13 protein-coding genes are annotated in these 13,908 nt (G+C 63.9%); 3 read left to right on the top strand and 10 right to left on the bottom strand.

Annotation, left to right across the window (positions count from 1 at the left end; translation table 11 throughout):
• Positions 1 to 15: 15 nt before the first annotated feature.
• The 4 genes from ubiB to ubiE all read right to left on the bottom strand — a co-directional run bounded on the left by ubiB (position 16) and on the right by ubiE (position 4,258).
• Positions 16 to 1,581 (bottom strand): ubiquinone biosynthesis regulatory protein kinase UbiB, encoded by a 1,566-nt coding sequence (gene ubiB, locus VDP74_RS08645; RefSeq protein WP_322999225.1) that lies wholly within the window; start codon positions 1,579 to 1,581, stop codon positions 16 to 18.
• Positions 1,575 to 2,201 carry a ubiquinone biosynthesis accessory factor UbiJ gene (locus VDP74_RS08640; protein ID WP_322999224.1) on the bottom strand — a complete coding sequence of 209 codons (627 nt, stop codon included), beginning with the start codon at positions 2,199 to 2,201 and terminating at the stop codon, positions 1,575 to 1,577. Before VDP74_RS08640 ends, ubiB begins: the two co-directional genes overlap by 7 nt.
• 130 nt (positions 2,202 to 2,331) lie before the next feature.
• Positions 2,332 to 3,303 (bottom strand): Tim44 domain-containing protein, encoded by a 972-nt coding sequence (locus VDP74_RS08635; RefSeq protein ID WP_322999223.1) that lies wholly within the window; start codon positions 3,301 to 3,303, stop codon positions 2,332 to 2,334.
• 190 nt (positions 3,304 to 3,493) lie between these two features.
• Entirely contained in the window at positions 3,494 to 4,258 is a 765-nt protein-coding gene (gene ubiE, locus VDP74_RS08630) for a bifunctional demethylmenaquinone methyltransferase/2-methoxy-6-polyprenyl-1,4-benzoquinol methylase UbiE (protein ID WP_322999222.1), read from the bottom strand.
• A 131-nt stretch (positions 4,259 to 4,389) separates the two neighbouring features.
• Between ubiE and phoB the strand changes: the two genes are divergently transcribed.
• Together phoB and phoR are read left to right on the top strand one after the other, a co-directional pair.
• Entirely contained in the window at positions 4,390 to 5,085 is a 696-nt protein-coding gene (gene phoB, locus VDP74_RS08625) for a phosphate regulon transcriptional regulator PhoB (protein WP_322999221.1), read from the top strand.
• Positions 5,082 to 6,407, top strand: coding sequence for a phosphate regulon sensor histidine kinase PhoR (phoR, locus tag VDP74_RS08620; RefSeq protein WP_322999220.1), 1,326 nt, complete (start codon positions 5,082 to 5,084; stop codon positions 6,405 to 6,407). Before phoB ends, phoR begins: the two co-directional genes overlap by 4 nt.
• Before the next feature lie 24 nt (positions 6,408 to 6,431).
• Here phoR and ilvA read toward each other — a convergent pair whose 3' ends face one another.
• The gene (gene ilvA / locus VDP74_RS08615; protein WP_322999219.1) at positions 6,432 to 7,940 is read right to left on the bottom strand and encodes a threonine ammonia-lyase, biosynthetic; all 1,509 of its coding nucleotides are present in this window, start codon (positions 7,938 to 7,940) and stop codon (positions 6,432 to 6,434) included.
• 170 nt (positions 7,941 to 8,110) lie between these two features.
• Between ilvA and VDP74_RS08610 the strand changes: the two genes are divergently transcribed.
• A complete protein-coding gene (locus VDP74_RS08610; protein WP_322999218.1) occupies positions 8,111 to 9,619 on the top strand; it encodes a diguanylate cyclase domain-containing protein in 1,509 nt (502 codons plus the stop codon).
• A gap of 19 nt (positions 9,620 to 9,638) precedes the next feature.
• On the opposite strand, the gene VDP74_RS08605 is transcribed toward VDP74_RS08610, so the two are convergent.
• From VDP74_RS08605 to VDP74_RS08585, 5 genes are all read right to left on the bottom strand, one after another.
• Positions 9,639 to 10,505: a D-amino acid aminotransferase gene (locus VDP74_RS08605; protein ID WP_322999217.1), complete on the bottom strand. Its 867-nt coding sequence runs from the start codon at positions 10,503 to 10,505 to the stop codon at positions 9,639 to 9,641.
• 148 nt (positions 10,506 to 10,653) lie between these two features.
• Entirely contained in the window at positions 10,654 to 11,388 is a 735-nt protein-coding gene (locus VDP74_RS08600) for an amino acid ABC transporter ATP-binding protein (protein ID WP_322999216.1), read from the bottom strand.
• A 15-nt stretch (positions 11,389 to 11,403) separates the two neighbouring features.
• Positions 11,404 to 12,093, bottom strand: a complete 690-nt coding sequence (locus VDP74_RS08595; protein ID WP_322999215.1) for an ABC transporter permease subunit — start codon at positions 12,091 to 12,093, stop codon at positions 11,404 to 11,406.
• Between the two features lie 10 nt (positions 12,094 to 12,103).
• Positions 12,104 to 12,844 (bottom strand): amino acid ABC transporter permease, encoded by a 741-nt coding sequence (locus tag VDP74_RS08590; RefSeq protein WP_322999214.1) that lies wholly within the window; start codon positions 12,842 to 12,844, stop codon positions 12,104 to 12,106.
• Positions 12,845 to 12,974: 130 nt separating this feature from the next.
• Positions 12,975 to 13,880 (bottom strand): amino acid ABC transporter substrate-binding protein, encoded by a 906-nt coding sequence (locus tag VDP74_RS08585; protein ID WP_322999213.1) that lies wholly within the window; start codon positions 13,878 to 13,880, stop codon positions 12,975 to 12,977.
• Positions 13,881 to 13,908 lie beyond the last annotated feature (28 nt).

Genomic DNA, 13,908 nt, shown 5'->3' with positions numbered 1-13,908 from the left:
CGGATGATTCGGCCGTCATACCCCGCCCCCCCGCGTCAGCGCCCAGACCGCTATCCCCAGCCCCACGGCCAGAATGCCGCACAGCACGACCAGCAGACGGTTGGCGCCTTCCTGGGCACGGCGCAGCCGTTCCAGTTCAGAGCGCATGGCGGGCCCTGGATCGGGATGGTTCAGCCGGGTATAGACCAACCGGGGAATCTGCGGCAGGATCTGCGCCCACTGGCTGGCTTCCTGGTCCAGTCGCTGGCGCAGGCCCTTCAGGCCCACCCGCTGATGCATCCAGCGTTCCAGGAACGGCTTGGCGGTCTGCCAGAGATCCAGGTTGGGGTCCAGTTCACGCCCCATGCCCTCGACGTTCAGCAAGGTCTTTTGCAGCAGCACCAGCTGGGGCTGGATTTCCACATTGAAGCGGCGCGAAGTCTGGAACAGACGCAGCAGCACCTGTCCCAGGGAGATCTCCGCCAGGGGCCGGTCGAAATAGGGTTCGCACACCGCCCGCACTGCGCCTTCGAGTTCTTCCTCGCGGGTGGTGGGTGGCACCCAGCCCGATTCGATGTGCAGTTGCGCCACCCGGCGATAGTCGCGTCGAAAGAAGGCCAGGAAATTCTGCGCCAGGTAGTTCTTGTCGAATTCCGACAGCGAACCGACAATGCCGAAATCCAGTGCGATGTAGCGCCCCAGGCTATCCGGGGCGTCGGACACGTAGATGTTGCCCGGGTGCATATCGGCATGGAAAAAGCCGTCGATGAACACCTGCATGAAAAAGATTTCCACACCCTGGCGCGCCAGCAATGGGATGTCCACCCCCATTTCGCGCAGCTGGGCCACCCGGCTGACCGGCACCCCGCGCATGCGCTGCATGGTAAAGACCTGGCTGGCGCAGAATTCCCAGACGACTTCAGGCACCAGCAGCAGATCGGCCCGACCGGTATCCGGCCCGAAATTGCGCCGCAGCTGGCTGCAATTGGCCGCCTCGCGGATCAGGTCCAGTTCGTCGTGCAGGTACTTGTCGAATTCCGCGACAACCTCGCGCGGCTTCAGGCGGCGGCCATCCGGGGCCAGGCGTTCGACCAGACCCGCCAGGGCCCGCAACAGGGTCAGATCGCGCTCGATGGCTTCGCGCATGCCAGGGCGCAGGACCTTGACGGCGACCTCGCGCCCGTCGTGCAGGACGGCAAAATGCACCTGGGCGATCGAGGCGGATGCCACCGGATCGCGGTCGAACTGCGCAAACAGCGTCTGAGGCGCCGCGCCCAGGGATTCCTGGATGATGGCCGCCGCCTGATCCGACGGAAAGGGCGGCACGCGGTCCTGCAGACGGGCCAGTTCATCGGCAATATCAGTCGGCACCAGATCGCGGCGCGTGGACAGCACTTGGCCGAATTTCACGTAGATCGGCCCCAGGGTTTCCAGGGCCAGCCGCAGCCTTTCGCCTCTGGGTCGGCGCGGGCGACGGCCCAGGCACACCACGCGCAACAGCGCATGCGCCCAGGGATGCTGCAGACTGGACAGCACCAGCTCATCCAGCCGATAGCGCAGGCTGACCCATAAAATATAGACCAGACGGCAGAACGTCAGCATGCGTCCCCCGGCAGCTGCCGCACGCGGGCATCCAGTCGGTCCAGCCGGGATTCCAGCGCGCGCAGATCGCCGCGCCAGCGGCGGAAATCCGCGCCCCGCACGCCGATGCCGGACTCTTCCGCCAGATATTCAGTCAGGTTATCCTGCGCCCGCACCGCGCTGTGGCGCACCCCGGCGGCCAATTGCCGGCCGCCCTGAACCAGGCGCACGGCCATCGCATCGCCAACGACGCGCGACAGATCGTCTTCGACATCCCAGCGCAGATCCCTCGCCAGATCGGACACCAGGTGCGCCAGGCCGGCATCCCCCTGGATATGCGCCAGGGCCGTCACCCCCGCCAGGCCTTGTTGCCGCCAGGCGGCCGGCAATTCCCGCAGGCGATCGGCCGGGATGGACAGTGTGACATCGGGGACCACGGCGTCATCGCAGACCTGCAATGCCCCATCGGACTCGATGCTGATCTGCAGCGACCAGGCCCCCGCAGCAACCCGCACGGACTTCCCGGCATGTCCGGCCAGGCGCGCGCCGGCCCAGGATTCGCGGCGCAGCAGCGCATTGAGCCCGCGCAGCAGCAAGTCCGCAGGCCGGGGCAGAAAAGGAGGAAAGAATTTATTATTCATGCGCAGAAAACCGAAGGTCCGGGACCTGCCATGATGGCGATCCCGGACCCTCAGTTTACTGGTTTTGGGCACTGCCCACGCGGGACCGCAGACCACAGCACGCGGTCCGCGCCCCGCTCCGCAGGCCGGATCAGGCCTGTGGATTCAGTTGCTGAATACCGGCCAGCAGCCAGCCGGCGCCATCGGCCTTGTACAGGTTCCAGACTTCTTCCAGGCGGAAGGCCTCGGCACCAGGGGCCTCGCGCAGCATGCCCGAATAGCGCACGCTGGCCAGGTGGCCGCCCGCCACGGCTTCGATCCCCAGCAGTTCGGCGTTCAGCAGCACGATTTCCGTGTGATTGCCCTCGCCCGGCTGGGGCAGGCGCGGGGTGATTTCCGCCAGCAGGTCATCGGTCAGCAGTTCGCGCAGCGCGGACCGGTCGCCAGCGTCCCACAGGGCCTGGATCTGGGTGAACTGCTGCTTGGCCTGGTTCAGGAAGGTCGGCACGTCGAAGTCGCCCGGAATGAACCAGGACGGATCATGACTGGCAGTGGACGAAACGGATTCGATCACCGGCGCAGCCGACGCGGCGGGGGCTGCCGCCGCAGGCGGCGGTGTCCAGGCGGACGGCTGCTGCGACTGGCGATAGCTGTTGTTGCCTGCGCCCGCAGCCCCGGCCGTGGCCAAAGGACGCTGCGCGCCACGCAAACGGCGCACCAGGAACATGACGGCAAAGATCACCAGCCCGATCAGCAGGGCGCTGGACAGGAATTCCAGGAAGGCGCCCGACAGCCCCATGCTGGACAGCAGGGCGGCAATTCCCAGGCCAGCCGCGATGCCGGCGATGGGGCCCAGCCAGCGGGACATGCCCGATTTGGCGGCGGCGCCTGCAGCTGCCGTACCGGCAGCCGCGCCCGCAGCGGGCGTCGCCGCCCGCTGCGTCGTCGTGGCTGCGGGCGGCGTGACCGCCTGGCGCTGTTTCGTGACGTTGGAGGACTGGCGGCCAAAGCTGGCGCCACCGCCCATGCGGCGCGCCTGGGCGTCGGACGTGACGGCCAGCATCATCAGCGCCGCGACCAGCAGCAGGGTAGCTAGGAACCAGCGTGGCATTTGAACAATCATGGAGTCTCCTGGGAAATCGGTCATCAGCTCGAAACTGCCAGAAAAAATTAAAGCTGACAGGAAGCTGAATTTCAGTAAATTACCATAGATCCCGCCCACTCGCAGCAGAAATCATGCAAAACCCGGGCACCCCGAAAACACGCAGGGCCGCGTTACGCGGCCCTGCGCAAAACCCGGCGAGAAAGGGTGATCAATCCAGCCGCACGCCTTCGTGCAGCGCCACCACGCCGGCCGTCATGTTGAAGTACTGCACCCTGCCGAACCCGACCGTGCGCAGCATGTCGGCCAGGGTTTCCTGATCCGGGTGCATGCGGATGGATTCAGCCAGATAGCGATAGCTGGCCTCGTCGGACGCAACGACCTGGCCGATCTTGGGCAGGACATTGAAGGAATACCAGTCGTAGACGGGCGCCAACGCCGGAGCCACGCGGGAAAATTCCAGCACCAGCAGCTTGCCGCCAGGTTTCAGCACGCGATGCATTTCAGCCAGGGCGCGGTCCTTGTGCGTCATGTTGCGCAGCCCGAACGCCACCGACACCCGATCAAAATAATGGTCGGGAAATGGCAGGCATTCGGCATCGCACACCGCCACCGGCGTCACCAGACCGCGATCCAGCAGGCGGTCGCGCCCCACTCGAAGCATGGAATCGTTGATATCGGTCAGCCAGACCTGGCCGCTCGGCCCGGCGCGTTTGGCGAATGCCCGCGCCAGATCGCCGGTGCCCCCGGCGATGTCCAGCACCCGCATGCCTGGCCGGATCTGCGCCCGGCCGACCGTAAAGGCCTTCCAGACCCGATGCAGGCCACCCGACATCAGGTCGTTCATCACATCGTAGCGGCTGGCCACCGAATGAAAGACCTCGGCCACGCGATGGGCCTTGTCGGCCTCGCGAACGGTCTCGAATCCGAAATGGGTTTCCGGCCCCTGGCCGGGCTGTCGGGATGATTCAGTCATGATCCGCGTATCGTACCGCATTCCTTTGCACTCACGGCCCCGCACCCAGGCGGCGGCAGCGTCACATGAATGAAATAATGTGACCGTATGATGACGACGATCAACACGACCACAGGATTCACACATCTGTCATGTCCGCCACGATTCTGATCATCGAAGACGAACCCGCCATCCTGGAACTGCTGACCATCAACCTGCAACACGCCGGCTATGCGGTCAATGCCGCGCAGGACAGCCGCCAGGCCCTGGCCCAGATCCAGAGTGTGCTGCCCGATCTGATCCTGCTGGACTGGATGCTGCCCGACCAGCCCGGCATCCGCCTGGCCCAGCAGCTGCGCGCCGCCCCCCGCACCCGCGAAATCCCCCTGATCATGCTGACTGCGCGCGGCACTGAACAGGACAAGGTCGATGGGCTGGAGGCCGGTGCCGACGACTACCTGACCAAACCATTTTCCCCGCGCGAGCTGCTGGCCCGCATCAAATCGCTGCTGCGCCGCCGCGCCCCCCAGCTCACCACGGACCTGATCCAGGCGGGGGATCTGCAACTGGACCCCAACACGCGGCAAGTCTTCGGGCGCCAGCAAGCGCTGCCCATGGGGCCGACCGAATTCCGCCTGCTACACTTCCTGATGACGCATGCGCAGCGCGTGTACAGCCGCAGCCAACTGCTGGATCAGGTCTGGGGCGACCACGTCTTCGTCGAAGAACGCACGGTGGATGTCCACATCCGCCGCCTGCGCAAGGCGCTTTCGCCAGCCCGCCAGGAACACACCATCCAGACCGTCCGGGGGGCGGGCTACCGTTTCAGCACGACACATACGGAATGACCAAAACGCTTGTTTCCATCGCGCTCTGGGCCCTGAGCGGCTGGTTGCTGGGCGCCTGGCTGGGCGCCGCCACCGGCTGGGCGATCTTCGCCCTGGGGCTGCTCGCCATGATTCTCGTCAGCGGCCTGCAGTTATCGCGCATCGCCCGCTGGGTGCGCAACATCGACGACCCGCCGCCATCCTCGGTCGGCCCGTGGGACGAGGTCCTGGCGCCCATCTACCGCAAGCTGAAACAGAATCGCCTGGACCTGCAGGAACGCAACCGCAATTTCCAGCGCGCCCTGCTGGCCGCCGAAGCCCTGCCCGACGGCGCGCTGACTCTGGGGCCCGACAAATCCCTGCTGTGGTGCAACCAGACGGCAGCGGAACACCTGGGTCTGAATCATCACCAGGACCGGGGACACAGCATCCTGAACATCATCCGGGCGCCGGACTTCGCCCGCTATGCCCGCCAGGACAGCTGGGACAAGCCGCTGATCCTGCACCTGAGCCGCAGCGGCCAGACTCGCACCCTGCTGCTGCACCTGGCGCCCTACGGGGTCGGCCAATTTCTCATGGTCACGCGCGACATCACCCAGATCGAACGCCTGGAAAACACCCGCAAGGACTTCGTCGCCAATGTTTCCCACGAGCTGCGCACCCCGCTGACCGTGCTGTCCGGCTTCGTGGAAACGCTGCTGGACCTGCCTGACGAAGCCATCAGTCCCGACCAGCGGCGCCACTATCTGGAACTCATGGCCCAGCAGGCCCACAATATGCAGGCCCTGGTCGCCGATCTGCTGACCCTGTCGTCCCTGGAAACCACCCCCAACAGCCCCGGCAGCCCGGTGTCCGTGCCCGCCCTGATCCGCACCGCTCTGACCCAATGCCAGGCCTTGTCCAACGGACAACACCAATTCGACGTGCGCGTGGACGATACTTTGCAGGTGATCGGACAGGACATCGAACTGTCATCCGCTCTCAGCAATCTGCTGACCAACGCCGTGCGCTATACCCCGGCAGGCGGCACGATCGCGGTGGCCTGGGCACGGCAGGCCGACGGCGGCGCCCGCTATTCGGTGCGCGACACCGGCATCGGCATCGCCGCAGATGACATTCCCCGCCTGACCGAGCGCTTCTTCCGGGTGGACCGAGGCCGATCCCACGCCACCGGCGGCACGGGCCTGGGCCTGGCCATCACGAAACACGTGGTCCTGCGCCACCAGGCGACGCTGGACATCACCAGCGAACCGGGCGCCGGCAGCACGTTCTCGATCGTCTTTCCCGCCTCGCGGGTCGGCGCGCCCGCCCGGGCTGCCGCAGCAGAAGATCACGCAGCCTGACCGGAAACGCGCAACGGCACCCGCCTACAGGAACAACTGATACGCTGGATTGTCCGTCTCGTTCCAGTACGGATAGCCCAGGGTGGCCAGGAAATCCTTGAAGGCTTTCTTGTCATCCGGCGGCACCTGGATGCCGACCAGAATGCGGCCGTAGTCATCGCCCTGATTCCGGTAATGGAACAGGCTGATGTTCCAGTCGGGATTCATGGCGCCCAGGAACTTCATCAGGGCGCCCGGGCGTTCCGGAAACTCGAAACGGTAGAGCACTTCGTGCTTGGCCAGGCCGGAATGACCGCCCACCATGTAGCGCAAGTGCGTCTTGGCCATTTCGTTGCCGGTCAGATCCAGCGTAGGGAAATCCAGTTTGCGAAAATGCGCGGCCAGTTTCTCGATTTCAGGCTCGGACCGGATCTGCAACCCGACATAGACGTGCGCCTTTTCGGCATCGGATATCCGGTAGTTGAATTCCGTCACGGCCCGCTGCCCGACCGCTTCGCACAGTCGCAGGAAACTGCCGCGTTTTTCAGGCAGAGTGATGGCGAACAGCGCCTCGCGGGCTTCGCCCACATCGGCGCGTTCCGCCACGAAGCGCAAGCGGTCGAAGTTCATGTTGGCGCCGCAGGTGATGGCCACCAGGGTCTTGCCCTTCCATTTCTGCTGGGCCGCATAGCGCTTGGCCCCGGCCAGCGCCAAAGCCCCGGCCGGTTCCAGCACGCTGCGCGTGTCCTGGAAGACGTCCTTGATGCCGGCGCAGATCGCATCCGTATCGACCGTGACGAAGTCATCCACGTATTCCCGCACCATCCGGAACGTTTCCTGGCCAACCTGCTTGACGGCGGTACCGTCGGAAAACAGGCCGACGTCGTTCAGGCGCACCCGGCGCCCGGCCCGCACGCTGCGGATCATGGCGTCGGAATCCTCGGTCTGCACGCCAATCACCTGGATATCGGGGCGCAGCTGCTTGATGTAGGCGGCCACCCCGGAGATCAACCCGCCGCCGCCGATCGCCACGAACACGGCATCGATCGGCCCTGGGTGCTGGCGCAGGATTTCCATGCCCACCGTGCCCTGCCCCGCGATCACGTCCGGATCGTCGAAGGGATGCACGAAGGTCAGGCCATCGCGCGCCTGCAGTTCGGTCGCGTGCTCAGCCGCCTCGGTGAAACTGTCGCCAAACAGCACGACCTCGCCACCCAAAGCCCGCACCGCATCGATCTTGACCAGGGGTGTCGTCACCGGCATGACGATCACCGCCCGGCATTTCAGGCGGCTGGCGGCCAGCGCCACCCCCTGGGCATGATTGCCGGCAGACGCCGCGATCACCCCGCGCTTGAGCTCGTCGACGCTGAGGTGCGCCATCTTGTTGTAGGCGCCACGCAGCTTGAAACTGAACACCGGCTGGGTGTCCTCGCGCTTGAGCAGCACCGTGTTGCCGATACGCTTGCTGATTCGGGGGGCCAGGTCCAGAGGGGTTTCATGGGCGACGTCATAGACTTTGGACGTCAGAATGCGCTTCAGATAATCGACGGACATGGCACGCAAAAGGTGGTGAAGGAAGCTAAAAAGAATATCACAGGGCCAGGTCTTCCCGGACAGCGCCGGGATCACGCCACTCGGCGGCGACAGGCCCCTGGGCCAAGGCTCGACGAAAATCTCCGGGACCGGTACAGTGGCACAACTATCTCGCATCAATGATCCGCATCATGGGTTCCGCCGAGCAGCGCTACGCGTTCAACAAGCCGCTATGCCTGGCCATCACATTGTTGTGCCTGGCCCTCCTGAGCGCCCTTTGGCTGGCCGTGCAGCAGCGTATCGGCAGCGAACGCGAACAGGCGATCAACGCCGCCATGCGGGCCAATTCCAACCTGACCATTGCCTTCGAGCAAGATATCTTTCGCACGCTCAAGGCCGCAGAACAGGTAGCCGCCTTCACCCGCGAAGGCTATCTGCGGTATGGCAAACCTCCCGATCTGCGCGGCTGGGTCCAGCGGCAGGTGATACGCGAAGACATCTTCACCATCATCAGTGTGGTGGATGCACAGGGCGCGATCATCGCCAGCACCCAGGACACCTCGCCCGACGTCAACTATGCAGACCGGAATTTCTTCCTGGCCCAACGCGACAACGCCCATGACACGCTGTTCATCAGCCGCCCTGTCCTGGGCCGGGTATCGGGGGAATGGCGTATTCCGCTGTCATTGCGGATCACCTTGCCGGACGGAAGCTTCGGCGGCGTGGTCGTCATGGCGATCGACCCGGCCTATCTGACCAGCTTCTATCAGCAGGCCGACCTGGGCGCGCACGGATTGCTGGGGGTCACCGGGCTGGACGGCTACACGCGCGGCCGCAATATCGGCGGCGAGGTCAGCTTCAACCAGGATGCCCGCGCCCTGCCGTGGTTCATCCGCCACGCCACCCAACCGACGGGCAATTTCGTGGATGACGGCGAACCGGACGGGATCCGGCGCATCATCAGCTACCGCACGCTGGGCGACTACCCCCTGATGGCCGTGGTCGGCACCGCCTACGACGAGGCCATCGCCTCGTCCTTGCATCGGCGTACCGGCTACCTGCTGGCTGCGGGCGCATCCTCGGCCCTGATCCTGTGCTTCGCCACCGCCGTGATTCTGGGCATGGCGCGCCAGCGGGCCATCACCCTGGCCCTGCAGATCAGCGAGGCCGGCCAGGCGCACGCTGCCCGGCACGACCCCCTGACGGGGCTGGCCAACCGTGTCCTGTTTCAGGAACGCTGCATGCGGACCCTGGAATCCGCCCGCCGCCACGGCACCTGGGCCGCCATCCTGTACCTGGATCTGGACGGCTTCAAAGGAGTGAACGACCACCACGGCCACGCCCGGGGAGACGATCTGCTGCTGCAGGTGGCCCGACGGCTGAAACGCCACGTCCGGGCAACATCCGAAGACACGGTGGCGCGCTTCGGCGGTGATGAATTCGCCATCGTGCTGGGCAATCTGCACACCCGGGAAGATGCAGAGCGCATCATCCACAATGTCCTGCAGGCGCTCTGCCAGCCCTTCGACCTGAGCGGCACCGAAGTAGCCATTTCCGCCAGCATCGGCGCCGTGCTGTACCCCACGCACGGCACCGACCTGGACGCCCTGATCGGCCGGGCCGACACCGCCATGTACGCGGCGAAAAACGCCGGCAAGAATCAGTTCGTCTGGTGGTCGGAGCAGATGCAGGCGGACTGACGCCCGCCCTGCAGTCGGATCACAGGGCGGCGATGGCCTGATCGTAGGCGGCCCGCAAGCGGGCATATACCGGACCGGGTTTGCCTGAACCCACAGGACGGCCGTCGTACTGCGTGATCGGCAGGATTTCCTTGGTGGCCGAGGACAGCATCAGCTCGTCGGCCTCGGCGACCTCGGCCTGGGTGATGGGCCGGGACTCGAAGCGAATCCCATTGTCGGTCGCCAGCTGTTCCAGGAACCCGTAGCGGATGCCTTCCAGGATCAAGTGGTCGCGCACCGGCGCGCACATCACACCGTCTTTGACCACCCAGATATTGCAGGACGAGCCCTCGGACAGGTTGCCGTTGCGAAACTGCAGGACTTCGTCCACGCCCGCGTCCGTCGCATGCTGTTTGGCCAGCACATTGCCCAGCAGGGACACGGATTTGATCTCGCAGTGCAGCCAGCGTTCGTCAGGCATGCTGACCGCCGTCATGCCGTGTTCGCGTTTGTGCGCATCAGGGCGCTTGAGCGGCGACACCATGCAAAAGACCGTGGCCTGGCTACTGGCCGGAAAGCCATGATCCCGCTTGGCCACGCCGCGCGTGACCTGCAGGTATACCGTGCAATCCCCCTGGGAGTCCGTCCGCGACAGGATGTCGCGCACCAGGCTTTCCCAGTCGGCGATGCTGCGCCCGGCATCCAGGCGGATGGCTTTCAGGCTGCGCTCCAGGCGCGCCAGGTGATTCTGCATCAGAAAGGGCTTGCCCCCATAGCAGGGGACGACTTCGTAGATGCCGTCGCCAAAAATGAAACCCCGGTCCAGGACCGAGATCTTGGCATCGCCCAGCCGGACGTACTCGCCATTCAGATAGACAATGCTGTCATTGTCGACACCGGGAATCATGAATTGCACCTTCAAAAGTAAGAGGAAGGGGGAACCCCCACGCTGCGCCTTCGGCTTGCTGCCCCCCGAGGGGGCGTTTTTGCCTGGGGGCGGCCCGGCGGCAAAAAGGTCGCCCCCACGCTGCGCAGGCGACTCTCAATATGCACCATCAGTGGTGCAGGATCTTCGACAGGAAGTGTTTGGCGCGATCGGAACGGGCTTCGGGGTCGCCGAAGAATTCGTCCTTTTTGCAGTCCTCGATGATGGCGCCCTGATCCATGAAGATCACCCGGTCGGCCACGCTGCGGGCAAAGCCCATTTCGTGGGTCACGACCATCATGGTCATGCCTTCCTTGGCCAGGTCCACCATCACATCCAGCACCTCGTTGACCATTTCCGGGTCCAGCGCCGAGGTGGGTTCGTCGAACAGCATGGCCATAGGGTCCATGGCCAAGGCCCGTGCGATCGCGACACGCTGCTGCTGGCCGCCGGACAGCTGGCCGGGGTACTTGTCGATGTGGGCGCTGAGACCGACGCGATCCAGCAGGAGCCGACCACGTTCATTGGCGTCCGATTCCGAGCGGCCCAGGACTTTCATCTGCGCCAGGGTCAGATTGCGCATGACCGACAGGTGGGGGAACAGTTCGAAGTGCTGGAAGACCATGCCGATGCGCGAGCGCAGTTTCGGCAGATTGGTGCCTGCTGCGCCCACCGACACCCCGTCGATGAAGATCTCACCCTTCTGGAAGGGTTCCAGCGCATTGGCGGTCTTGATCAGGGTGGACTTCCCCGAACCCGACGGACCGCAGATCACCACGACTTCGCCCTTGGAGACCGACGTCGAACAATCCGTCAGGACTTGAAAGGACCCATACCATTTGCTGACGTTCTTGAATTCAATCATGAATAACTCCTGCCCTTAGCGCACGATGGCGATGCGGCGCTCCAGCCGTTTGACCGAGCGGGATGCAATATACGAAATAAGGAAGTAGACGACGGCGGCGAAGATGAACATTTCCACCATACGGCCGTCGCGCTGCGCGATGTTGTTGGCGGCGCCCAGGAAGTCGGTCAGGGACAGCACATAGACCAGGGACGTATCCTGGAACAGCACGATCATCTGCGTCAGCAGCACCGGCGTCATGTTGCGAAACGCCTGCGGCAGCACGATCTGGCCCATGACCTGCCAGTAGTTCAGGCCCAGGGCGTACCCAGCCCCAACCTGGCCGAAAGGAATCGACTGGATGCCGGCCCGCATGATTTCGCAGAAATACGCAGCCTCGAACAAAATGAAAGTGATCAACGCCGACGTGAACCCGCCCACGGCAATCGGCCGACCCGCGCCGGTCACCCAACCGATGATGTAGGGCACCAGGAAATAGAACCAGAAAATGATCAGGATCAGCGGCAACGCACGCATCAGGTTGACGTAGAACCCGGCCACCCCGGAGATCACCCGGTTGGACGACAGCCGCATCATGGCCATCAGGGTGCCCAGGATCACGGCACCGATCGTGGCGATCACGGTCAGCTTGACCGTGAACACCAGGCCCGTGCCCAGCACATAGGGCAGCGTGCGCCAGATGACTTCAAAATCGAATCCGAACATGGTGGCCCCCTTAGCGCTTGGTGCCGATGAAGCCCGGCACGCTGATCCATTTTTCGATCAGGCGCATCAGCACCACGACCACCAGATTGATGATCAGGTACAGAATGGTGGCAGCCGTGAAGCTTTCGAAAATCTGGAATGAAAATTCCTGCATGGAACGGGCAGCCCCGGTGATTTCCAGCAGGCCGATGGTGAAGGCGATGGACGAGTTCTTGATCAGGTTCAGGGCCTCGGAGGTGAGCGGCGGCATGATGATGCGCACCGTCATGGGCAGCAGCACGTAGCGATAGACCTGCGCCCGGGTCAGGCCCAGGGCGGTACCCGCCATGTTCTGCCCCAGCGGCAGCGCCGTGATGCCGGCCCGCACCTGTTCCGCGATCCGGGACGAGGTGAACAAGCCCAGGCAGATGGTTGCCGTCCAGAAGGTGCTCCAGACCGGGTCGGCCTGCTTGATTGCGTCGCCCAGCGCCTTGGGCACGATTTCGGGGAAGACGAAATACCACAAGAACATCTGTACCAGCAGCGGCACGTTGCGGAAGATTTCGACATATCCGGCGCAGATGCGCTCGATCCAGCCGATGCGGGTCGTACGCATGACCCCGACGACGACGCCGACGGCCAGGGCGATGATCCAGGCCAGCGCCGACACGCCCAGGGTCCAGTAGGCACCCCGGATCAGGGTGTGCAGGTAGGTCCCGGTGCCATCAGGGGCGTCCGCCCAGAAAATCAGCCAGTTCCAGTGGTAATTCATATGGATATCCTGTGAGCCGCCACCGCATGCGAAGATCGCATCCGGTGACGCCTGTGACGCAAACGGCACCTCTCCGTGCTGAGCCCGGGAGGTGCCGCCACTTTCGCAGTGTTTCCCTAAGGACTACGGATTACTTCTTGTAGTCGGCGGGATCGGGCGAATCGGTGGGATGCGCGATGACGTTCTTCAGTTCAGCAGTCATCGGCCAGTTCAGGTTGATGTTCTTGGGCGGAATCGGCGACGTGAACCATTTCTTGTACAGCGCGTCGATCTTGCCGTCCTTCATCATGGCCTTGACGGCATCGTCCACTGCGGTCTTGAACTTCGGGTCGCCCTTGGGTTCGATCATGCCGTAGGGTTCGATCGTGTAGGCCTTTTCGCTGATCATCCAGTCGCCGGCATTCTGGGAGTTGGCAACCAGGCCGGCCAGCAGGATGTCATCCATGAAGAAAGCCGTGGCGCGGCCATTGGCCACCGTCAGGAAGGCTTCGGAGTGATCCTTTGCCGGGATGATGCGCATACCCAGGTTCTGATCGGCATTGGTCTGGGTCAGCCATTTCAGGTTGCTGGTGCCCGACGTGGAAACGACGGTCTTGCCCTTGAAGTCAGCCAGGTCCTTCAGATTCGAGGCTTTCAGGGCGGCAAAGCGCGTGGCCGTCACGAAAGTGGTGGGCGCGAAGGCAACCTGTTCCTGGCGCTGGGCGTTGTTGGTGGCGGAACCGCAGGAGATGTCCACCGTGCCGTTGGCCACCAGCGGGATCCGCGTGGAGGAAGTCACGGACACCAGCTTGATCTTCAGGCTGGGCAGGTTCAGGTCTTTCTTCAGGGCATCGGCAATGCCGTAGCAGATGTCCATGGAATAACCGACGGGCTTCTGGTTGTCATCCAGATAGGAAAACGGGATCGATGATTCGCGATACCCGAGCGTCAGTTCACCCGTGGATTTGATCTTGTCGATCCGGCTGGTTTCAGCCTGGGCAGTGGTCATCCCTGCTACTGCAACAGTCGTCGCCAGAATGATAGGCAATATTTTCATGATTCCTCCTAAGAAGCCCGTTGTAATT

Source organism: Castellaniella sp., assembly GCF_034674885.1.
Classification (GTDB): Bacteria; Pseudomonadota; Gammaproteobacteria; order Burkholderiales; family Burkholderiaceae_B; genus Castellaniella.
Note: the sequence above shows the minus strand (reverse complement) of the source record. Positions and strands in the feature narration are given on the sequence as shown.